General features: G+C 32.0%; 24 protein-coding genes. All 24 read left to right on the forward strand.

Annotated features, from left to right (window positions below; translation table 11 throughout):
- Position 1 precedes the first annotated feature (1 nt).
- Entirely contained in the window at positions 2-547 is a 546-nt protein-coding gene (frr, locus tag EYR00_RS07340) for a ribosome recycling factor (protein ID WP_008791757.1), read from the forward strand.
- Between the two features lie 135 nt (positions 548-682).
- Entirely contained in the window at positions 683-994 is a 312-nt protein-coding gene (locus EYR00_RS07345) for a DUF6434 domain-containing protein (RefSeq protein ID WP_003538235.1), read from the forward strand.
- A gap of 296 nt (positions 995-1290) precedes the next feature.
- A complete protein-coding gene (locus EYR00_RS07350; protein WP_008791755.1) occupies positions 1291-2046 on the forward strand; it encodes an isoprenyl transferase in 756 nt (251 codons plus the stop codon).
- Positions 2046-2828 (forward strand): phosphatidate cytidylyltransferase, encoded by a 783-nt coding sequence (locus EYR00_RS07355; protein ID WP_003538238.1) that lies wholly within the window; start codon positions 2046-2048, stop codon positions 2826-2828. Before EYR00_RS07350 ends, EYR00_RS07355 begins: the two co-directional genes overlap by 1 nt.
- A 1-nt stretch (position 2829) precedes the next feature.
- Positions 2830-3981: a 1-deoxy-D-xylulose-5-phosphate reductoisomerase gene (locus EYR00_RS07360; protein ID WP_003538239.1), complete on the forward strand. Its 1152-nt coding sequence runs from the start codon at positions 2830-2832 to the stop codon at positions 3979-3981.
- Entirely contained in the window at positions 3981-5060 is a 1080-nt protein-coding gene (locus EYR00_RS07365; protein ID WP_003538240.1) for a M50 family metallopeptidase, read from the forward strand. Before EYR00_RS07360 ends, EYR00_RS07365 begins: the two co-directional genes overlap by 1 nt.
- A gap of 74 nt (positions 5061-5134) precedes the next feature.
- Positions 5135-9457, forward strand: a complete 4323-nt coding sequence (locus tag EYR00_RS07370) for a PolC-type DNA polymerase III (RefSeq protein ID WP_008791753.1) — start codon at positions 5135-5137, stop codon at positions 9455-9457.
- 98 nt (positions 9458-9555) lie between these two features.
- Complete coding sequence (locus EYR00_RS07375; RefSeq protein ID WP_003538242.1) at positions 9556-10023, forward strand: ribosome maturation factor RimP; 468 nt, start codon at positions 9556-9558, stop codon at positions 10021-10023.
- A gap of 12 nt (positions 10024-10035) precedes the next feature.
- Complete coding sequence (gene nusA, locus EYR00_RS07380) at positions 10036-11382, forward strand: transcription termination factor NusA (RefSeq protein WP_003538243.1); 1347 nt, start codon at positions 10036-10038, stop codon at positions 11380-11382.
- A gap of 12 nt (positions 11383-11394) precedes the next feature.
- On the forward strand, positions 11395-11652 hold the full coding sequence (rnpM, locus tag EYR00_RS07385) for an RNase P modulator RnpM (protein ID WP_008791752.1): 258 nt from the start codon (positions 11395-11397) through the stop codon (positions 11650-11652).
- Positions 11645-11941 (forward strand): L7Ae/L30e/S12e/Gadd45 family ribosomal protein, encoded by a 297-nt coding sequence (locus EYR00_RS07390; RefSeq protein WP_003538246.1) that lies wholly within the window; start codon positions 11645-11647, stop codon positions 11939-11941. The genes rnpM and EYR00_RS07390 overlap by 8 nt, the downstream gene beginning before the upstream one ends.
- A gap of 4 nt (positions 11942-11945) precedes the next feature.
- On the forward strand, positions 11946-13799 hold the full coding sequence (gene infB, locus EYR00_RS07395) for a translation initiation factor IF-2 (RefSeq protein ID WP_003538247.1): 1854 nt from the start codon (positions 11946-11948) through the stop codon (positions 13797-13799).
- A 9-nt stretch (positions 13800-13808) separates the two neighbouring features.
- Positions 13809-14156, forward strand: coding sequence for a 30S ribosome-binding factor RbfA (gene rbfA, locus EYR00_RS07400; protein WP_003538248.1), 348 nt, complete (start codon positions 13809-13811; stop codon positions 14154-14156).
- 479 nt (positions 14157-14635) lie between these two features.
- Entirely contained in the window at positions 14636-15775 is a 1140-nt protein-coding gene (gene nagA, locus EYR00_RS07405; RefSeq protein WP_003538250.1) for an N-acetylglucosamine-6-phosphate deacetylase, read from the forward strand.
- A 1-nt stretch (position 15776) separates the two neighbouring features.
- The gene (locus EYR00_RS07410) at positions 15777-16655 is read left to right on the forward strand and encodes an aldose 1-epimerase family protein (protein ID WP_003538252.1); all 879 of its coding nucleotides are present in this window, start codon (positions 15777-15779) and stop codon (positions 16653-16655) included.
- 38 nt (positions 16656-16693) lie between these two features.
- Complete coding sequence (locus tag EYR00_RS07415) at positions 16694-16867, forward strand: sporulation protein Cse60 (RefSeq protein ID WP_003538253.1); 174 nt, start codon at positions 16694-16696, stop codon at positions 16865-16867.
- A gap of 68 nt (positions 16868-16935) precedes the next feature.
- Positions 16936-17085 (forward strand): DUF1540 domain-containing protein, encoded by a 150-nt coding sequence (locus EYR00_RS07420; protein WP_003538256.1) that lies wholly within the window; start codon positions 16936-16938, stop codon positions 17083-17085.
- Between the two features lie 143 nt (positions 17086-17228).
- A complete protein-coding gene (locus EYR00_RS07425; protein WP_003538258.1) occupies positions 17229-17720 on the forward strand; it encodes a hypothetical protein in 492 nt (163 codons plus the stop codon).
- On the forward strand, positions 17704-18423 hold the full coding sequence (locus EYR00_RS07430; protein WP_003538260.1) for a pseudouridine synthase: 720 nt from the start codon (positions 17704-17706) through the stop codon (positions 18421-18423). Before EYR00_RS07425 ends, EYR00_RS07430 begins: the two co-directional genes overlap by 17 nt.
- Before the next feature lie 32 nt (positions 18424-18455).
- Positions 18456-19109, forward strand: coding sequence for a tRNA (guanosine(46)-N7)-methyltransferase TrmB (gene trmB / locus EYR00_RS07435; RefSeq protein WP_003538263.1), 654 nt, complete (start codon positions 18456-18458; stop codon positions 19107-19109).
- Entirely contained in the window at positions 19102-19422 is a 321-nt protein-coding gene (locus EYR00_RS07440; RefSeq protein ID WP_003538265.1) for a thioredoxin family protein, read from the forward strand. The genes trmB and EYR00_RS07440 overlap by 8 nt, the downstream gene beginning before the upstream one ends.
- 11 nt (positions 19423-19433) lie before the next feature.
- A complete protein-coding gene (gene ytpR, locus EYR00_RS07445) occupies positions 19434-20033 on the forward strand; it encodes a YtpR family tRNA-binding protein (protein WP_003538266.1) in 600 nt (199 codons plus the stop codon).
- Between the two features lie 17 nt (positions 20034-20050).
- Positions 20051-20719, forward strand: coding sequence for a hypothetical protein (locus EYR00_RS07450; protein ID WP_003538268.1), 669 nt, complete (start codon positions 20051-20053; stop codon positions 20717-20719).
- A gap of 2 nt (positions 20720-20721) precedes the next feature.
- Complete coding sequence (acpS, locus tag EYR00_RS07455; RefSeq protein WP_003538269.1) at positions 20722-21057, forward strand: holo-ACP synthase; 336 nt, start codon at positions 20722-20724, stop codon at positions 21055-21057.
- Positions 21058-21171: the final 114 nt, after the last annotated feature.

Raw genomic sequence — 21171 nt, forward strand, 5'->3', positions numbered from 1 at the left:
AATGATAAATATGATTTTAGATGATACAAATGAAAGAATGACAAAGACGATTGAATCTTTCCAACGTGATTTATCATCTGTTAGAACTGGTCGTGCAAATCCTAATATGCTTGATCGAGTAATGGTTAACTATTATGGTTCACCAACTCCAGTGAATCAAATTGCTGGTATTTCGGTAGTAGAAGGCCGTCAATTAGTTATTAAACCTTATGACAAATCAAGTATTAAAGATATTGAACATGGCATTTATGAAGCGGATTTAGGTCTTACTCCACAAAACGATGGTGAGATTATTCGTATTATGGTTCCCGCTTTAACTGAAGAACGTCGTAAAGAGTTTGCTAAAAATGTTTGGAAATTTGCGGAGAATGCTAAGGTGTCAATTCGCAATATTCGCCGTGACAGTAATGATGAAATTAAGAAAACAGATGGTAGTGAAGACGAAATCAAAGCTGGTCAAGAAAGAGTTCAAAAATTAACAGATAAATTTGTTAAAGAAATTGATGAAATTGCAAAAGTAAAAGAAAAAGATATCATGACTGTATAATTAGATGGGCGTTTTAAACGCCCATTTTATCTAATTTATTTAGAAAGAAGAAAATATATGCATAAAAGACCATGTTCGGATTGAAATTTAGATAGCGAAATATTTCGTAGCTACTATTATTTAAAAGAAGAGCCTGTGGCATTTTGTCGAGTTAATGGATTACCTATGAGTGGTGGTAAAGTGGAAATTACAGAGAGAATTGGTTATTTTTTAGATACTGGTAATATTTCGGATTTGATAAGTTCGAATAAAAGTAAATGTCAAATAGGAATTATAACAGAAGATAGTAAAATTGAAGAAAATTTTGTTTGTTCACAAAAACATCGTGTTTTCTTTAAAGAAAAAATAGACAAAACTTTTTCTTTTAACGTCCCATTTCAAAAATGGTTGAAGACGAACACTGGTAAAATATATCTGATGCAATTAAAGCATATTATGAGATTTTAGAAGCAAAAAAGTCAACAAAAACTGTAATTGATAAAAAATTTGAATATAATACATATATTCTGATTTCTTTAAAAATAACAAAGGAAAGACATTAGAACAGGCAATCAGATGCTGGAATTATAAAAAGCTGTAAAGACCATAATCGTTATGAAGGTGTATATTTTCTTATTTTAATGTAGTAAATTAAATAAATAATTTATATGTACTAGGATGATTAAGTCTAGCAATGTTGCTTAGGCTTTTTTTTGTAATGAATTTATGGTATAATCTCGAATAGTTAAACAGGAGGACGACAAATGTTTTTTAAGAAAAAGAAGAATGAAGAATTTAATTATCATGTTCTTGATAAAGATAATATTCCTCAACATATAGCTTTTATTATGGATGGAAATGGTCGTTGGGCAAAAAAAAGGAAGATGCCACGCACTTATGGACATCATGAGGGGACTAAAACAATTCGAGATGTTGCTTTGCATTGTAATAAGTTAGGAGTCAAAGCTATGACTGTATATGCTTTTTCAACCGAAAATTTTGCACGACCAGAGCAAGAGGTACAGTATATTTTTAAATTACCAAAAGATTTCTTTGAATTGTATATGAAAGAACTGATAGAAAATAATGTAAAAATCTGTACAATCGGACATTTAGAAATGGCTCCTAAAGAAACTCAAGATATTATTAACTCTGCAATTGATAAGACTAAAAATAATACTGGTCTAAAATTATGCTTTGCTTTTATTTATGGTGGACGTGATGAAATTTTAGAAGCAACAAAAAAACTAGCAATGAAAGTAAAAGCTGGTGAATTAGGTGTAAATGAAATTAATGAAACTGTCTTTAATGATGAGTTGATGACTAAGGATCTACCGGAAGTTGATTTAATGATTAGAACTAGCGGGGAACAACGTTTGTCGAATTTCCTGTTATGGCAATTAGCATATGCAGAATTTATTTTTACAGATGTTTTATGGCCCGATTTTAATGAAAATGAACTTGATAAAGCGATTTGGATGTACCAAAATCGTGATCGTCGTTTTGGAGGATTAAAATAATGAAAGAAAGAATTATTACGGCAATCTGTTTGATGCTGGTTGCTGTTCCTTGTGTTATATTTGGGGGATATTATTTTAAAGGCTTGATTGGAGTGATTCTAGCATTGGCAGTGTATGAGATGTTACATATATGCACTCGTCCAAAAATAAAAATGTATTTATATCCAATCGTCTGTGGATTTTTTATCTATGGTTTTTTATTTGACCAGGATGATTTATTTTTAGCTTCTTATGGAATCTTAATCTATTTGATTGTCTTATTTGGAGCAACAATTTTTGATGACACCTTGACAATTGAACGCACTAGTTATATTTTTACGATGGGGGTACTAATATGTGCTGGTTTACACGCTTTAATGTCACTTCGTGATGTATATGGTTTTCAATATATTTTATTGCTTGCGTTAGCTACTTACGGTAGTGATACAGGCGCATATTTTGCAGGAGTTTTTTTTGGTAAACACAAGTTGATTCCTCGATTATCTCCAAAGAAAACAATAGAAGGATCAATCGGTGGGGTGCTGCTTGGGACTTTACTATCAGTTGGGTATGCTAGTTATTTAGGTTTGTTAGAAAATAATGTGATTTTAATTGCAGCATTTTTCGTTTTAACTTTCACTAGTCAAATTGGTGATCTAGTTTTTAGTGCTGTGAAACGTCATTTTGGAGTAAAAGATTACTCTAATTTATTACCTGGACATGGTGGCATATTAGATCGTATTGATAGTATTTTATTTAATGCAATAGTTTTTAGTTTCTTTTTAGTAATGGTGAGGTTATAAAATGAAAAAAATTACAGTATTAGGAGTTACTGGATCAATTGGAATGCAGACAGTTGATGTTGTAATGAATCATCCTGAACAGTTTAAGATTACAGCAATGGCAGCAGGGTATAATGTGGCTAAGGTTGAGGAAATTTTAGCAATGATTGATGTTGAGTATATCTGTATGGTAAAAAAAGAAGATGCTTTATATCTTCAAGAAAAATATCCTGATCTTAAAGTTGTTTATGGTGAAAGTGGATTGATAGAAATTGCAACTTTACCAGAGATTGAGATTGTATTAAATGCAATTGTCGGATTTGCTGGTTTAGTCCCAACAATTGAAGCAATTAAAGCAAAAAAAGATATAGCTTTGGCGAATAAGGAAACTTTAGTCGTAGCGGGGCATATAATTACTGAACTGGTAAAAGAATATGGCGTCAAACTTCTACCGGTTGATAGTGAACACTCTGCTATTTTTCAATCATTAAATGGCGAAGAACACAATAAAATTAAGAAGATTATTTTAACTGCTAGTGGTGGCAGCTTTCGTGATAAGCAACGTGATGAATTAGCAGGTGTAACTGTTAAAGAAGCATTAAACCACCCGAATTGGTCAATGGGAGCTAAAATTACAATTGATTCTGCAACTTTATTTAACAAAGGGTTGGAAGTAATGGAAGCAAAATGGTTATTTGACGTGGATTATGATCAAATTGAAGTTTTAATTCATCCTGAAAGCATCATTCATTCGATGGTTGAATTTGTGGATACTTCAATTATCGGACAATTAGGCAATCCAGATATGCGGTTACCAATTCAATATGCTTTAACTTATCCAGAACGTGATTATTTAATTGGTGGTGAAAGTCTTGATTTAGCAAAGATTGCATCATTAACATTTAAAAAGCCAGATTTTGAACGTTTTAGAGCATTAGCTTTAGCTTATCAAGCCGGCAAAAGTGGTGGAAGTATGCCGTGTGTGTTAAATGGTGCAAATGAACAAGCAAATGAGCTATTTAGAAATGGTAAAATTGAGTTTCTTGAAATTGAAAATTTAGTTGAGAAAGCATTGAATAAACATCAGTTAGTCAAAAATCCAACACTTGAACAGTTGATTGAAATCGATGCTTGGGCTCGAAACTTTGTTTTAAAAGAGATAGGAGAAGATTAATGCAGACATTAATTAATATTGTCGTTTTTATTTTGATTCTTGGAATCGTTGTGCTGATCCATGAGTTAGGACATTTTATTACGGCTAAATCGTTTGGGGTTTATTGTAGTGAATTTTCAATTGGGATGGGACCAAAGATATTTTCGCGCAAAAAAGGTGAGACAGAATATGAAATCAGAGCTTTACCAATTGGTGGTTTTGTATCAATGGCTGGAGAGGCTGATAATGATATTGAGGAATTTAAAGATGTTCCAATTGAGCGTACTTTAAAGGGCATTAGCTGCTGGAAAAAGTGTGTTGTTTTTTTAGCCGGAGTCTTTATGAATTTTGTTCTATCATTAGTAATTTTAATTGGTGTTTATTGTGTAATAGATGTTCAAACTAATACACCTGAAATCGGGAAAGTTACTTCGGACAGTCCCGCAATGATTGCAGGCCTTGAGGCGGGAGATACTATTTCTAAAATTACTTATGATGGTCATGAAAATATTATTGCATCTTTTGCAGACATTCGTGAAGTGTTGAATAATGATAATCTTAAATCAAAAAGTGCTACAATAATGTTGCAAGTTGAATTGGTCCGTGATGGTAAAACAATTACTAAAGAAGTTAATGCAAAATATAATAGTGATTCTAATTCATACACAATGGGTTTGACTCCAGCAACAAGAAATTTAAGCTTTTTTGAAGCTATTAATTATGGGGTAACTAAATTTGTAGAGATGGCGCTGTTGATTTTTACAACATTAGGTAAGCTATTTACAGACTCCGCTAATACAATTGGACAATTGTCAGGACCAGCGGGAATTTACAACGTAACGGCTCAAATTACTGAAACAGGATCAATTAGTCAATTATTAACATTGCTAGCTTTATTATCGACTAATATTGGAATGTTCAATTTATTGCCTATTCCTGGTTTAGACGGTTGTCAAGTTATCTTTGCTGTGGTTGAAAGAGTAATCGGGCGTGAATTACCGTTAAAGGTTAAATATGGTTTACAAATTGCTGGATTAGCCCTTGTTTTTGGTCTAATGATCTTTGTAACCTTTAATGATATTTCTAGAATATTTGGATAAAGGGAATTAATTTTCCCTTTTTTATGCTATAATGTTTGAGTGTTATATTGATAAGAATAATGAAGGATGATTTGATGGAAAATAAATTATTAATATTATTAAAAAATTTAAAGATTGAAAGCCAAGCTAATATTTTAAAAGAAGGAAAAATCAGTAAAGTTGTTGTAGCGAGAGATAATAGTTATACTTTTCACTTAGTGTTTAATCAGATTTTGCCATTTGAGGAGTATCAATTATTAATAAATAACCGCGATAATTTTCCTTATCCTACTAAATATAAAATTAGTTATGAAACTGAATTTTTTAATCAAAATGAATTATTATTATATACCGGATACCTTTTAGAAAAATTAAAAAAAGATTATCCTGTTTGTGCTACTTTAACAGTTGAAAGTTTTAAAATCGAAGATAAAGTTATTAGAGTAGAAACATGTAATGAAATTCAGTTAGAACAATTACGTCAGTTAAGAGCACAAATTGAAGATATGTTCAATGATGTAGGTATCGATAAAAATTTTGATTTTTATATTGATGAAGAAAACGATGTATTTAAAGATATTAAAGAAGAGATGGAAGCTTATGAACCAGTTGAAATTGACCTTTCTTTAATCCAAAAGCCAGATAAACCGGCGTCAGAACAAAATAATTATAAGAATAATTATCGTCAAAAAAATGCAGCAATCGATATGAAAATTGAAGAGATTACTAATCAGACAATGGATAATAATATTGTAATAAAAGGCTTTGTTTTTAAAACAGAAATGATTAAAACAAGAGCGGGAAAACATATTCAAAGTTTATGGGTTACAGATTATACTGATTCAATTATTGTTAAACGTTTTGAAAACAATTCTAATAACTCGTTAGAAGAATTAAAAGTTATCGGTAAAGGCGGAGTTTGGGTAAAAGTTCGAGGTGAAGCCCGTTTTGATAGCTTTGCACGCGAAACAGTTATGATGGCTCGCGAGGTTGAAGTGATTAAGAGCCCAGCACCACGTAAAGATACTAGTGAAGCAAAAAGAGTGGAATTACATACACATTCAAAAATGTCAGCGATGGATGGGGTTGGAACAATTACCCAATATATTAACGCTGTAGCAAGCTGGGGACATAAAGCAATTGCTGTAACTGATCATGGTAATGTCCAATCTTTTCCTGAAGCTCAAATGGCAGCTGGAAAAGCAGGAATTAAAATGATCTATGGTGTTGAATTCAATATGATCGAACCGATTTTGAATATTGTTTATAACGAAATAGATACCTCAATTGAACATGCAACCTATGTTTCTTTTGACTTGGAAACAACAGGTCTATCAGTTATTCACGATGGGATTACAGAATTTGGAGCTGTCAAAATTAAAAATGGAGAAGTAATTGATCGACTGCAAATGTTTGTGAATCCAGGGAAGAGCATTTCCTCAAGAATCACTAATTTAACTAGCATTACTAATGATATGGTACGTAATGAACCGACGATTGATGCATTATTGCCTAGAATTATAGAATTTTTTGATGATTGTATTTTAGTCGCTCATAATGCTAATTTTGATATTGGATTTTTAAATGAGAATTTACGGCGAAATAATATGCCTGAAATTACGAACCCAATTATCGATTCATTGGCTTTAGCACGAGCAATTTTGAAACCGATGAAATCGTATCGATTGGGGAATGTGTGCCGCAGTTATCGAGTAAATTATGATGATGAAGTGGCTCACCGTGCTGATTATGATGCTGAAGTATTAGGTGATGTTTTTAACATGATGTTACATCAAATTATGCAAAGCGGTAAATATAATCTTTTAGACTTGTGTGAATTAACAGGGGATGATGTTTATAAAATTGTTTATCCTTATCATATGACCGCATTGGCGTTAAATAAAGCTGGTTTAAAAAATATGTTTAAATTGGTTAGTGAAGCAAATACTAAATATTTTCATAATGGATCAAGAATTCCTAAAGAACGTTTAGAACATTATCGAGAAGGCTTATTATATGGCAGCAGTTGCTATAACGGTGATGTTTTTGAGGCGGCTCTGAACTTATCTGATGAAAAATTAGAACGGGCCATGGAATTTTATGACTATATTGAAATTCAACCACTTGAGGACTACTATCACTTAGTTGATCGTGGAAAATTGCAAGATACTGATGAGTTAATCAAATCTTTACATCGGATTATTGATTGTGCAAAAAAACTAGATAAATTAATTGTAGCAACTGGTGATGTTCACTTTTTAGAAGTTCGTGATAAAATTTTTAGAGATGTTTTTATCTCTAATCCGACGATTGGAATTGGTCACCGTGCTCATCCGCTGTGTGATCGACGCAATCCTAAGGCTAAAAATCCCTGCCAATATTTGAGAACAACTAATGAAATGTTAGAAGGTTATCCTTATTTACCACAAGACGAAGTATTTGAATATGTTGTTACAAATACAAATAAAATTGCTGATATGGTTGAGGAAATCAAACCAGTGCATGATAAATTGTTCACGCCTAAGATAGATGGTGCAGACGAAAATCTAAAGAAGATTTGTTACGATACTGCGCATAAGACATATGGTAATCCGTTACCGCAAATTGTTGAAAAGCGCCTTGAAAAAGAACTTAGTAATATCATCAAGCATGGCTTTGGGGTCATTTACTATATTTCTCATCTATTAGTAAAAAAATCAAATGATGATGGCTATCTAGTAGGTTCTCGGGGATCTGTTGGTTCTTCATTTGTTGCAACAATGTCAGGAATAACAGAGGTAAATCCGTTACCGCCCCACTATGTATGCCTCCATTGTTCGCATAGCGAATTTTTAGAAGAAGGAATTGTGGCTGATGGCTATGATTTGGAAGATAAAGTGTGCCCTAAATGCGGTAAAATAATGAAGGGTGAAGGACATAATATTCCATTTGAGACCTTCCTTGGATTTAACGCTGATAAAGTACCGGACATTGATTTAAATTTCTCAGGTGAATATCAAGCTAATGCACATGCTTTTACTAAAGAAATATTTGGTGAAGATCATGTTTTTAGAGCAGGAACGATTTCGACAGTAGCAGAAAAAACAGCTTATGGATATGCAAAAGGATATGCTGAATTAATGGGGACTGATCAAACAATTCGTTCTGCTGAATTAGAGCGAATCGCAGCCGGCTGTGGTGGTGTTAAAAGAACAACAGGACAGCATCCTGGTGGGATCATCGTTATTCCAGGGGATATGGATGTATTTGATTTTACACCGTATCAATTTCCGGCAGATGATCTAAATGCTGCGTGGAAAACAACTCACTTCGATTTCCATGCTATTCATGATAATGTTTTGAAATTTGATATTTTAGGCCATGTCGATCCGACTGTAACACGATTTTTGCAAGATCTGACAGGTGTTGATCCTAAGGATATTCCAACTAACGATAAAAAAGTTATGAGTTTGTTTACTAGCAGTGAGGCATTAGGATGTAATCTTGATTTTATTGGTTGCAAAAATGGAGCTTTAGGGCTTCCTGAATTTGGTACCTCATTTGTACGTGGAATGTTAGATCAAACCCAACCTAAAACATTTAATGATTTAGTTATTATCTCGGGGCTATCACATGGAACTGATGTATATTTAGGAAATGCTGAAACGTTAATTAAATCTGGGACTTGTACACTTTCTGAAGTAATTGGATGTCGTGATGATATTATGGTTTATTTGATTGAAAAAGGTTTGCCAAACAAGGATGCTTTCGATATCATGGAATGTGTCCGTAAAGGTAAGTCACCGGTAGTTTTTCCAGAAAAAAAATATGAAGAACTAATGAAAGAATACAATGTACCGCAGTGGTATATTGATTCTTGTAAAAAAATTAAATACATGTTCCCTAAGGCTCATGCTGCTGCCTATGTATTATCTGCAATTCGAGTAGCTTGGTGGAAATTATATTATCCACGAGAATATTATGCTGTTTATTTTACAACGAGATGTGATTTTTATGATATTGAAACACTTGTACAAGGTAAAGATGCTATCATGGCAAGACGAGCTGAAATAACGCAGTTAAGAGCTGAACGGAGTTCTTCAAACAAAGATGAAGGATTATGGGATATTTTTGAAATCGCACTAGAAATGATTGAGCGGGGATTCCATTTTAATCCAGTTAGTTTAGAGTATTCACAAGCTAGCAAGTTTATATTAGATCCAAACGATGAAAAAGGGTTGATTCCACCGTTTAGTGCAATTGATGCATTAGGTGAATCAGTAGCTAAAACAGTTGTAGATGCTCGAGCAGATGGTCCGTTTTTATCTAAAGAAGATGTTATTAAACGAACAAAGTTGAACAATTCACATATTAAAACACTATCTAAAATGGGGGTTTTTAATGGAATGCAGGAGCGTAATCAACTTTCACTTTTCTAAGTAGTTGCAATAATTAAAAAAATGTGGTATTATTTATTTAGTTTCATAGAGAAGCGAGTGGGGTGACCCACTCTTTATTATTGAATAGAGGTGAAAGAATGGAACTTTTAGATACGATTAAAACACTGATAAAACCAATTTTAGAAAATAATGATGTATATCTTGATGATATTGAATACCTTCAGGAAAATGGCGAATGGTATCTTCGCATTTTTGTTGAAAAAAATGAAGGTTCCCTAGACATGGACACATGTGTAGCAGTTAGTGAAGCAATTAGTTTAAAGATGGATGAAGAAGATCCGATCAAAGGAGAATATTATTTAGAAGTTTCTTCACCAGGTGTAGAAAAGCCCCTAAAGACTTTTGAGCAAGTTAAAGCTTCAGTAGGTAAGTATGTCTACGCTAAATTCATTAATCCAACTGCTGGAATGGATGAAGTGGAAGGATTTATTAAAACAATTGAAGATGAAACGATTGAATTTGAATATTTAGTTAAGAATATTAAGAAAAGAATTAAAATTGACTATAGCAATATTAAATTTATAAGACTAGCTGTGAAATTTTAGGAGGATAAAAAAGTGGCAAGTAAAAAATTCATGGATGCACTAAATTTATTAATTGAAGAAAAAGGGATTGAAAAAGATGTCTTTTTAGAAATGCTTAAAGAATCTATTGGTAAAGCATATAAGAAAAATTATTTAAACCCTGATGCTAATGTCCGTGTTGAAATTAATGAAAAAACTGGAAAGTTTAGATTATTTGAACTTCGAACAGTTGTTGATGATCTAGATGATGAAGATATTGAATTATCTCTAGAAGAAGCTCAAGCAATCAATCCTAATTATCAAATTGGAGATGTTGTTGAAACTGAAGCCGATATCGAACATATTGGACGTTTGGCAGCTATTCAAACAAAACAATTATTTAGACAAAAGATTCGCGAAACTGAAAAAGAAACACTTTATAACGAATTTGCAGATAAAAAAGATGATATCATCACAGGTATCGTTGATCGTGTTGAGGATAAATTTGCAATTGTAAATATTGGTAAAACAGGAGCTTTCTTAGCTTCTAATCAACAAATTCCTGGTGAAAAATTAAATGAGGGTCAACATTTAAAAGTGTATGTTAGCGATGTTGATCGTGGAACTAAAGGAACTCATATTGTTGTTAGCCGGACAGAGCCGAGTTTTGTTAAGAGATTATTTGAATTAGAAGTACCTGAAGTATACGATGGAACAGTTGAAATCAAAGCAGTTTCACGGGAACCAGGTGAAAGAAGTAAGGTTGCTGTTTATACTAGTAATGAAAATATTGATCCAATTGGCTCTTGTGTTGGACCAAAGGGAAGTCGAGTTAAAAATGTAGTTGATGAGTTAAATGGTGAGATGATTGATATTATTTTATGGAGTAGTGATCCGGTTGTCTTTATTTCTAATGCCTTGAGTCCATCTGATGTTAAGTGGGTATCTATTAATGAAGAAAATCACAGTGCTTTAGTAGTTGTACCAGATGATCAATTATCTTTAGCTATCGGTAAGCGTGGTCAAAACGCTCGTTTAGCAGTACGTTTAACAGGTTGGAAGATTGATATTAAATCTGTTAGTGAGGCTGTTGAACTTGGTTTAATTGATCTTCAAACAGTTAATAATACAGAAGAATCATCACCTGTTGATGCTAGTTTTGAAGAAGAGTTTGCTCAAGAAATGTTAGATGAAGCAGTTGAGGAAGCTGTTGTGGAAGAAGCTGTTGAAGTTGCAGAAGAACCAGAAATCGAAGAAGAAGTTGTTGAGGTTGAAGAAGAACCTACTCAATCGAAAAAGGTTATTGAATACGAAGATTTTGAAGATTTAGATGATGAATATAGTAAATATGATGAAGAAATCGATTACGATGAATATGATGAATACTATGATAAAGATTAAGGAGTGATTAAATTGCGAAAAATCCCTTTAAGAAAATGTTTAGCAACGGGTGAACAGTTGCCAAAACAACAATTAATCAGAATCGTACGTAATAAAGAAGGTCAAGTAGCTGTCGATCCAACTGGTAAGATGAATGGACGAGGAGCTTATCTGAAACGTAGTCATGAAGCGTTCGTGTTAGCAAAAAAGAAAAAAGTTTTAGCTCGGGCTTTGCAGGTTGAAATTCCTGAAGAAATTTTCGTAGAACTGGAAAAATTTGCGGATGAATAATTATTTAAATACACTTGGCTTGGCTGCGCGAGCTCGAAAAATCATTACTGGTGAAACTTTAATCACAAAGATTAGAAATAACGAAGTAGAATTTGTTATTATTGCTAGCGACGCTAGTGACAATACTAAAAAAAAGATCACCGATAAATGTACAAGTTATAAAGTTGAGTATGTTATAGCTTGTACTATTGATGAACTATCCAGTGCAATCGGTAAAAAAAATCGAGTAGCACTTGGTATCCAGGATACTGGATTTGCTAAAATATTAAAAGAAAAGATAGGAGGGTGAACATATGGCAAAACAAAATAAACAAACAAAAAATAAAAAAGGTGCGCCAAGAAAGAAACAATTAAAGTCTAATTTTCCGACCAAAAAAGAAGAAATAGTTGCTAAAGATGGTGTCATTGTTTATGAAGAAGGTATTACTGTTGGTCAATTAGCTGATAAAATTGGACAAACGCCTGCCAATGTTATTAAAGTATTGTTTCTATTAGGAACGATGGTAACTATTAATTCATCTTTAAATGATGAGCAAGTAGAATTAATTTGTCTTGAATATGGTTTTGAAGTCGAAAAACATGTTGAAGTTAGTGAAGTGAATTTTGAGGAAATTGATATTCAGGATGATGAGAAGGATTTACAGCCTCGTTGTCCAGTAGTTACAATTATGGGACATGTTGATCATGGTAAAACTACATTGTTAGATACAATCAGAAAGTCTGCGGTTGTAGAAGGTGAATTTGGTGGGATTACACAACATATCGGTGCTTATCAAGTTGAAGTTAATGGAAAAAAAGTTACTTTCTTAGATACACCGGGCCATGAAGCATTTACTGCTATGCGTGCTCGTGGAGCTCAAGTAACTGATATTGTTATTATTGTAGTAGCAGCTGATGATGGTGTTATGCCACAAACAAAAGAGGCAATTGATCATGCAAAAGCAGCAGGTGTACCAATTGTCGTTGCGATTAATAAAATTGATAAAGAAGGTGCCGATCCTGAAAGAATCAAAGGAGAAATGGCTGAGCATGGTCTGCTTCCTGAAGGTTGGGGTGGAGATACAGTATACTGTGAAATTTCTGCTAAAAAAAGAATTGGAATTGAAGAATTGCTAGAAACTTTAACTGTTGTTGCAGAATTAGCAGATTTAAAAGCAAATCCTAATCGTTATGCATATGGCAGTGTAGTTGAAGGTAAACTAGATAAGGGGCGTGGACCAGTTGCAACGTTACTTGTTGAAAATGGTACTTTAAGAGCGGGAGATCCAATTGTAGTTGGAACATCATTTGGACGTGTTCGTCAAATGCTTGATGATCGTGGAAAAATTATTAAAGAAGCACTTCCCGCTACTCCAGTTGAAATTACGGGTTTAAATGACGTTCCAGTTGCTGGTGATAAGTTTATGGCTTTTGAAAACGAAAAACAAGCTCGTAGTGTTGGTGAAACACGATTAAAAGCGAAACAAGATAAAGAGCGTAGTTCAGGAGCTGCCTTATCATTAGATGATTTATACTCTCAAATCAAAGAGGGCGAAATGATTGACTTAAACATTATTGTTAAAGCTGATGTCCAAGGTACTGCTGAAGCAGTTAAAGCTTCATTAGAAAAAATTGATGTTGATGGTGTAAGAGTAAATGTTATTCGTTCTACAGCTGGAGGAATTTCAGAATCTGATGTTCTATTAGCATCTGCTTCACAAGCAATTATTTATGGTTTTAATGTTCGTCCAAATGCAAAAGTACGTCAAAAGGCTGAAGAAGAAGGAATTGAGATTCGTTTACACAATATCATCTATAAAATGGTTGAAGAGATTGAAACCGCGATGAAAGGTATGCTTGCTCCAGAAATTAAAGAGGTTGTTACAGGTCAAGCAGAAATTCGTCAGGTAATTAAAGTTTCTAAAGTTGGAAATATTGCTGGATGTTATGTAACAGATGGTTTTATTCGCCGTAATTGTGGAATCCGTTTACTTCGTGATAGTGTTGTTGTATATGAAGGAAAATTAGGTTCATTAAAACGTTTCCAGGATGATGCTAAAGAAGTTGCAGCGGGATTTGAATGTGGTTTAAGTATTGAAAACTTCAATGATATTAAAGAAGGCGATATTGTCGAAGGATATATCATGGAAGAAGTCGAAGTTAAGTAGGTGAATTAAATGATTCTTAAAAAGGATAAGATGAATGGTATTATTCAACGCGAGTTATCACAAATCATTCAAGTTGAAGTACGTGATCCTAAGATAGGTTTTTGTACTATTACTGCAGTTGATACGACTACTGATCTATCAATTGCTAAAGTATATGTGACTTTCTTAGGAAAAGACTTTGATACGCGCAAAGGAATGGAAGCATTAAATCGTTCTAAAGGATTTATTCGTTCTTTATTAGCTAAACGTCTTACAATTCGTAAAGTACCAGAACTGATTTTTGTTAACGATACCTCTTTAGAGTATGGTAATAAAATCGAAAAAATTATTGATGATTTAAATCATCATGATAAATAATTCAAAAGAAGGTCAAATTGAAGTGAAGCCAATTTCTTGGACACTAATTTAGTTATGCTATTAATAAGGATTGATCCTGTATTGCACAGGAGTTGATCCTTTTAATTTTGTTGTTATTTTTTTGAGTATAGTATTGTTTTATACATTCTTCTATTGCAATCTTTAAATTATATAACGATCTAAAAGTATATTCATAACCATAAAAAATTTCATTTTTCCAACGGAATTCTTCATTGGTGAATTATCTAAACAATTTCTTTTTTAATATTGACTGTGGAATTTATTCTTTTCAAAAATTTTTTATACACAATATTTTTTTGTTATCTTGTGAGTTTAACCATAATAAAATGAACTCCACCATTTGAAATACCTAAATAATGGGACTACAATAAATCACCTTCTTTTTATTTGAGTCTTATTTGTTTCATCTAGATAGAATTGTGCTATAATACTATATAGATATAGGAGGACTAAAAGAAATGAAATACTGTATAACAAACGGGAAAGTTATTTTAAAAAATCAAGTAGTAGATGCAAATGTATATGTAGAAAATACAAAGATTACTGAGATTTCTAATCGTCAACCTGATGATGAAACAGTAATTGATGCAAAAGGTAGATATGTGTCACCAGGATTTATTGATGTTCATACTCATGGGCGTGGTGGCAGTGATACAATGTATAACACTTTTGAAGATCTTGATACAATTACAAGTACTGCCGTAAAAACAGGTGTAACAGGAATTTTACCTACAACGATGACGATGTCTAAAGAAGATACTTATGCGGCTATTAAAAATGTTGGAGATAACATGGATAAAGTTGGAGGAAGTAAAATCCTAGGAGTACACATGGAAGGTCCATTTTTTAATACAAAATATAAAGGAGCTCAACCTGAAGAGTTTATGATCAAACCTACAGCTGAAAATTATAGCAGTTTAGTTGGTGAATATGGTAAAATTGTAAAAAAATTAAGTTTAGCACCAGAATTAAAGGATTCTGATAAGTTAATCGAGTATTTAGTCAAAGAAGGTGTGGTTGTAAGTATTGGGCACACTAATGCAACTTATGACGAAGCAGTTGTTGGAATTAAAGCTGGAGCAACTTCAGGTACTCATACTTATAATGCAATGACACCATTAACACATCGAAATCCAGGAGTAGTAGGAGCTATCATGGAACATGATGAAGTTTATGCGGAATTGATTTTAGATGGAATTCATGTCAGCTATCCAGCTGCAAAAGTGCTTTTAAGGGCTAAAGGTTTAGATAAAGTGATTTTAATCACTGATTCTATTGAAGCTTCTGGTTTAGAAGATGGTCAATATAAATTAGGTAATCAGGCTGTATTTGTTAAAGATAATTCAGCTCGTTTAGAAGATGGGACTTTAGCTGGTAGTATTTTAGCAATGAATAATGCAGTAAAGAATGCATATCAACATTTAGGTTTATCAATTAATGAAGCTGTTAATTTAGCTAGTTATAATCCTGCTAAAAATTTGAATTTAATTGATTTAGGGGAAATTGCAGTTAACAAAACAGCGGACATTATTATGTTTGATGAAGAAATTAATGTTGATTTTGTAATGATTGATGGAAATGTAAAAATTGGAGGATAGTATGATTACATTAAAGAATGAAGTTTTAGAGGTTACTCTAGCTAATAAAGGTGCAGAAATTATTAAAATTGTTGGGCAGGATGATCAAATTAATTATATGTGGCGTCGTGATCCAATTCAATGGGCGAATAGTGCTCCAATCCTATTTCCTATTGTAGGTGCGCTACAAAATAATGAGTGTCGAATTGATGGTAAAACTTATACTATGACTCAACATGGTTTTTCACGTCATAGTGAATATGAGGCTAATCAAATTAATGATCAAGAAGTAGTTTTTACACTTATTTCAAATGAGGAAATAGCTAAACAATATCCATATTTATTTAAGTTAGATGTAACTTATAAATTGGATAAGAATGTACTTAGCTGTAATTGTAAAGTTACTAATACCGATAGTCAGACTATTTATTTCCAAATTGGTGGTCATCCTGCATTTGCTTGTCCTTTTATGGAAAATGAATCAAGTAATGATTACTATTTAGAATTTAGTGAGAATGAGACTGTTAATCAAAAAATTATTGATGTTGAACATAAAGGAATGTCAGATATAACATTACCGTTTTTAGATAACGAAAAGAGATTTTTTGTTCGTCAGCAATTATTTGATAATGATGCAATTGTTTTAAAGGACGTGAAATCAAAAACATTATCATTGAAGTCATTAAATCACAATAAATCTTTAGTATTCCATATGGAAGGTTTTAATCACTTAGGTATTTGGGCAGCTAAACATGTGGGTGGACTAATTGCCATTGAACCTTGGGTAGGTCATAGTGATTATGTTGGTTTCACTGGGGAATTTAAGGATAAAGAGGGTGTAGTTAGTCTAAATCCTAGTGAGATTTTTGAATGTACTTTTAAAGTTGAAATCAACCAATAATGACAAAAAAGGAATAAGATAAATTTTATAATTATCTTATGAAAGTAAAAATTATTGAAAAAACACACGAGTTAGATTTAGAAGATGAAATTAATGATTTTTTGGAAAAGAAAAATCCTAAAATTTTATCGCTGCATTATCAAGTGGCAATGACTTTTTCAAGTGAATTAGAATATAGTTTTAGCTGTTTGATTGAGTACGAGGATAAATAATCATATTTATCCTTTTCTTTTCGCATACTTTTAGTATTTTAGTTAAAACTATTTATGGAGGTGATTCCATGGCTAAAGGTGTATGTTGTCACGTTGATACTTGTGTTTACAATCATGATTGTAATTGTGAGGCAAAAGAAATTACAGTTTGTAATTGTAAATGTCACGAAGCGAAAGATATTCAAGAAACAGCTTGTGAAACTTTTAAATGTAAATAGAAAGTTTAATATGACATCACAAAAGGTAAGAAGTAACTTTTGTGATGTCTTTTGTTATAAGTATGAGCTTTACAAAAAGACATTTATATGTTTTATTTTTTGTATACATATAAAAACGTGATATAATAAAAAAGGTGATAAAAATGAAAAAAATTGCTTTGATTCTAATTTGTTGCCTAGTTTTAATAGGGTGCAAAAATAAAGACAATAACGATAATAAATTTTATCGACAATATAAAGAATATGAAAATAAAATAGATAATCATAATGAATTTTTGAATGCTACAAATGAATTTAATATACGTTTAGTAGTCAATAAAGTTGAAGATAAAAAATATCGGTATGATGTTATTATTGACACACCGACAATAAATATGTATCATTTACAAGCAATAGCAAAAGTTGCTGGTGATGATAATGAAAGTCTACCAACCTTAGGAATTCTTGAGGAAGATATTTTTTCATTAGTTCCTGAAGTAGTAGATAAAGCCAATGGAATTTATAAGGGTGTAAATCTATCTGGTATTACTAGTAAAAGTGAATTTAGTGTATTGGTTTATTTGACTTTTTCAACAGATAAACAATCTAATAACAAAGAAGAAAGGTATATTAAACTATATGGTAATGCGACTTGATAAATTGCTTGCAAACTATGGGATTGGTACTAGAAAAGAAGTAAAATCACTGATTCGAAAAGGTTTTGTAAAAGTAAATGGAATGATTATAAAGAAAGATGATTTTAAAGTTGATCATGAAATTGATGAAATAGTATTTGATGATGAGTTGATTGAATACCGGCCATATGTCTATATAATGCTGAATAAGCCAGCGGGATATATTAGTGCAACTAAAGACAATCTTCATCCTACAGTATTAGAACTGATTGAGGGCTATGAAAATTATGATTTATTTCCTGTCGGCCGCTTGGATTTAGATACAGAAGGACTATTGTTAATTACTAATGATGGTGATTTTAGTCATAAATTATTAGCCCCTAGTCGAAATCATTCAAAAATATATTTTGCAAATATTGCGGGAGTTATGGATGAACAAGATATTCAGGCATTTAAAGATGGGATTATTTTAAATACTGGCTATCACTGTAAACCTGCCAACCTAGAAATTATTAATAAAAACAATGATAGTTGTGATGTTAGAATTGAAATATTTGAAGGAAAGTTTCATCAAGTAAAAAAGATGGTTGAGGTTTGTGGTAAAGAGGTAATATATTTAAAACGCTTATCGATCCGCAATCTTGAACTGGATAGGAGTTTATCATTGGGTGATTTTCGAGAATTATCTAATGAGGAATTAGTCGACTTGATGGAGGATTTATGATAGAATATTTTTATATGTAAAGGGGAGTAATAATGCGTTTAAGAAATAATCCAAAAGCATATGATATTATGAAAGAAAATAAATCTTTTGTAATATTGGAGCCGGAAAATTGTAAAAATAAATGGAAAGATATTTTTGGAAATAATCATCCAATATATATTGAAATCGGGATGGGTAAAGGTGATTTTATTTATGAAAATGCTCGTCAATTTCCAGAAATAAATTTTGTTGGTATTGAAAAATACCCAAGTGTTTTAGCAGCAGCAATAAATAAGATAAATGCTCGTGAAGAAAAAGTAAATAATTTGCGTTTAATGCATTACGATGCAATTGAATTGCATCAAGTATTTGAAAAAGATGAAGTTGATAAAATATTCTTGAATTTTAGTGATCCTTGGCCTAAAAGTAAGCATGCTAAAAGACGACTTACATCAAGTAAATTTTTAGATGTATACAAGGATATTTTAATAGATGAAGGAAATATTGAATTTAAAAGTGATAATCGTGGACTGTTCGAATATTCGATTATTTCTTTAAACCAATATCCAATGGATATAGAGTACATTAGTTTAGATTTGCATAACAGTCCTGAAAGTGAAATCAATATTATGACTGAGTATGAGCGAAAATTTTGTGAGAAAGGGCCAATTTATAAATTGGTAGCAAGGTATCGTAAAAATGGATAAATTAGTAGAAATTAAAACAATCGAAGAATTTGACAATATTCGTGTAGGTAAAACGATTATAATGTTTACAGCAGACTGGTGTCCTGACTGTATGTTTGTAAAACCGTTCATTGGCGATATTGTTGATGCCAATCCTGAATACAAGTTTTATATGATTAATCGTGACAATATGATTGATTTGTGTAAGGATCTGGATATTTTAGGTATTCCTTCTTTTGTAGCTTATAACGATAAAGAAGAAAGTGGACGCTTTGTAAGTAAGTTACGTAAGACTAAAGAAGAAATACAGGCGTTTATTGATACGTTAAAATAAGAGGTGTAGGAATGATATTTCATGGATTTTATAATTTAAAACATGTTGGTGATATTTTATTAGCACGATGTGGAGAAGGTAGGACCTTTGATTATGATAAATATGATGATTTAGTCGTATTGAAAGATAGTAAAAATAGGATACTTGGTTTTAATTTGTTGAATGCTAGTAATTATTTGGGAGAATTAAATACTGGACTAGTTAATTTTTCAGATAATCAAATTGAAAAATTTAATGAACTTTTAACAACTCACGGACTTGATCCGGTTGTCTTAGACAAAGAACCTCGTTTTATTGTTGGTGAGGTAACTGCAATGGAAGAACATCCAGATTCTGACCACTTACATATTTGTCAGGTTGATTTAAAGAATACTACTACACAAATTGTATGTGGTGCCCCTAATGTTGAAGTTGGGCAAAGAGTGGTAGTAGCTACTATTGGCGCAGTTATGCCTAGTGGATTGGTTATTAAACCTTCAAAACTACGTAAAATTGATTCTAACGGGATGATTTGTTCAGCAAGAGAGTTAGGACTGCCTAATGCTCCCCAAATTAGAGGTATATTAGTTTTAGATAAAGATAAATATAGTATTGGAGATTCATTTTTCTAGAAAAGGGGGAAACAGTGATGTTTAGAGGCTTATTTAAAAAGCATGAAGAAGATGAAGATATTTTTGAAGTGGATCCTGTCGTTGAACAGCGACGTAAGGAAAAATTTAGCACGCCATTAATATATGATGAAGAATTTAAAGAGGAGCCAGAAGTGACTGTAACGCCTACCCCAAAGACTAAAGAAAAAACTAAGGTTGTTGAGGCAAAGCCTAAGGTAGAAGAAAAACCTCGTCAAATTTACCAAATGAGTGAAGTTATTTCACCAATGATGGGAATTACAAAAGGAAAAAATGATAAAAAAGCTGTAAAGCCAACAACTTCTTCAAAACCTAAAAAACGTAAAAATGTTGATCAATTAGTTCCTGTAATTAGTCCTTTTTTTGGAAATTATGAGGAAAAGGAACAAGTTGAATCAGAAGCAAAACTGACAACTATTAATGATGAACCTAAAGAAAAAAAAGTTATTGAAGATTTGCCTACAGTAGAAGATAATTTACGTAATATAGCTAAAATTGTGGAAGAAGAACAGGATCAGCTTAAAATTATTGAGGAGCGAACTGGTGAGTTCAAATTAGATTTTGGTACTAACGATGTTGAAAAACAAAACTCTTTGATTGATGAAATTGATGATGATATGTCATTGGATGAATTAATGAGTTTGTATGAAAAGAAGTTTAAAGACTAACAATGATAAGTGGTATTGGTTGTGATATTGTTGATCTAAATCGGCTGAATTTAGATAATGAATGTTTTGTTTTAAAACTATTAACAAAAAATGAATTTTTAATTTTTAAAAATAAAAATTCTTTAAAACAAAAAAAAGAATTTTTGGGTGGACGTTTTGCTGCCAAAGAAGCTTTTTTTAAGGCTCATGGGATTGAACATGGCATGCTGTCTTTTCATGATATTGAGATATTAAATGATAAAAACGGCAAGCCAAAAATTAATTATCCTAATACTTTTATTTCAATCGCTCATGAAAATGATTATGCAATTGCATATGTTGTTGTAGAAGAAGGCTAAATTGCCTTCTTTTTCAGTATATATTGGTAAATTTATTAGATAATTATAGATTAGAGCAATAATAAGATATTTGTAAAATTAGTTTTGAAGATTTTATAAAATTATTATATAGTT

Source organism: Thomasclavelia ramosa DSM 1402, assembly GCF_014131695.1.
Classification (GTDB): Bacteria; Bacillota_I; Bacilli_A; order Erysipelotrichales; family Coprobacillaceae; genus Thomasclavelia; species Thomasclavelia ramosa.

Excerpts from the sequence above, each read along its gene's own strand:
- EYR00_RS07450 (WP_003538268.1), top strand. The coding sequence starts at position 20,051 with ATGTTTAGAGGCTTATTTAAAAAGCATGAAGAAGATGAAGATATTTTT.
- EYR00_RS07355 (WP_003538238.1), top strand. The coding sequence starts at position 2,046 with ATGAAAGAAAGAATTATTACGGCAATCTGTTTGATGCTGGTTGCTGTT.
- EYR00_RS07440 (WP_003538265.1), top strand. The coding sequence starts at position 19,102 with ATGGATAAATTAGTAGAAATTAAAACAATCGAAGAATTTGACAATATT.
- EYR00_RS07410 (WP_003538252.1), top strand. The coding sequence starts at position 15,777 with ATGATTACATTAAAGAATGAAGTTTTAGAGGTTACTCTAGCTAATAAA.
- EYR00_RS07360 (WP_003538239.1), top strand. The coding sequence starts at position 2,830 with ATGAAAAAAATTACAGTATTAGGAGTTACTGGATCAATTGGAATGCAG.
- trmB (WP_003538263.1), top strand. The coding sequence starts at position 18,456 with ATGCGTTTAAGAAATAATCCAAAAGCATATGATATTATGAAAGAAAAT.
- EYR00_RS07425 (WP_003538258.1), top strand. The coding sequence starts at position 17,229 with ATGAAAAAAATTGCTTTGATTCTAATTTGTTGCCTAGTTTTAATAGGG.
- acpS (WP_003538269.1), top strand. The coding sequence starts at position 20,722 with ATGATAAGTGGTATTGGTTGTGATATTGTTGATCTAAATCGGCTGAAT.
- infB (WP_003538247.1), top strand. The coding sequence starts at position 11,946 with ATGGCAAAACAAAATAAACAAACAAAAAATAAAAAAGGTGCGCCAAGA.
- ytpR (WP_003538266.1), top strand. The coding sequence starts at position 19,434 with ATGATATTTCATGGATTTTATAATTTAAAACATGTTGGTGATATTTTA.
- EYR00_RS07375 (WP_003538242.1), top strand. The coding sequence starts at position 9,556 with ATGGAACTTTTAGATACGATTAAAACACTGATAAAACCAATTTTAGAA.
- frr (WP_008791757.1), top strand. The coding sequence starts at position 2 with ATGATAAATATGATTTTAGATGATACAAATGAAAGAATGACAAAGACG.
- EYR00_RS07350 (WP_008791755.1), top strand. The coding sequence starts at position 1,291 with ATGTTTTTTAAGAAAAAGAAGAATGAAGAATTTAATTATCATGTTCTT.
- EYR00_RS07370 (WP_008791753.1), top strand. The coding sequence starts at position 5,135 with ATGGAAAATAAATTATTAATATTATTAAAAAATTTAAAGATTGAAAGC.
- EYR00_RS07365 (WP_003538240.1), top strand. The coding sequence starts at position 3,981 with ATGCAGACATTAATTAATATTGTCGTTTTTATTTTGATTCTTGGAATC.
- EYR00_RS07390 (WP_003538246.1), top strand. The coding sequence starts at position 11,645 with ATGAATAATTATTTAAATACACTTGGCTTGGCTGCGCGAGCTCGAAAA.
- EYR00_RS07415 (WP_003538253.1), top strand. The coding sequence starts at position 16,694 with ATGAAAGTAAAAATTATTGAAAAAACACACGAGTTAGATTTAGAAGAT.
- EYR00_RS07420 (WP_003538256.1), top strand. The coding sequence starts at position 16,936 with ATGGCTAAAGGTGTATGTTGTCACGTTGATACTTGTGTTTACAATCAT.
- EYR00_RS07430 (WP_003538260.1), top strand. The coding sequence starts at position 17,704 with ATGGTAATGCGACTTGATAAATTGCTTGCAAACTATGGGATTGGTACT.
- rbfA (WP_003538248.1), top strand. The coding sequence starts at position 13,809 with ATGATTCTTAAAAAGGATAAGATGAATGGTATTATTCAACGCGAGTTA.
- nagA (WP_003538250.1), top strand. The coding sequence starts at position 14,636 with ATGAAATACTGTATAACAAACGGGAAAGTTATTTTAAAAAATCAAGTA.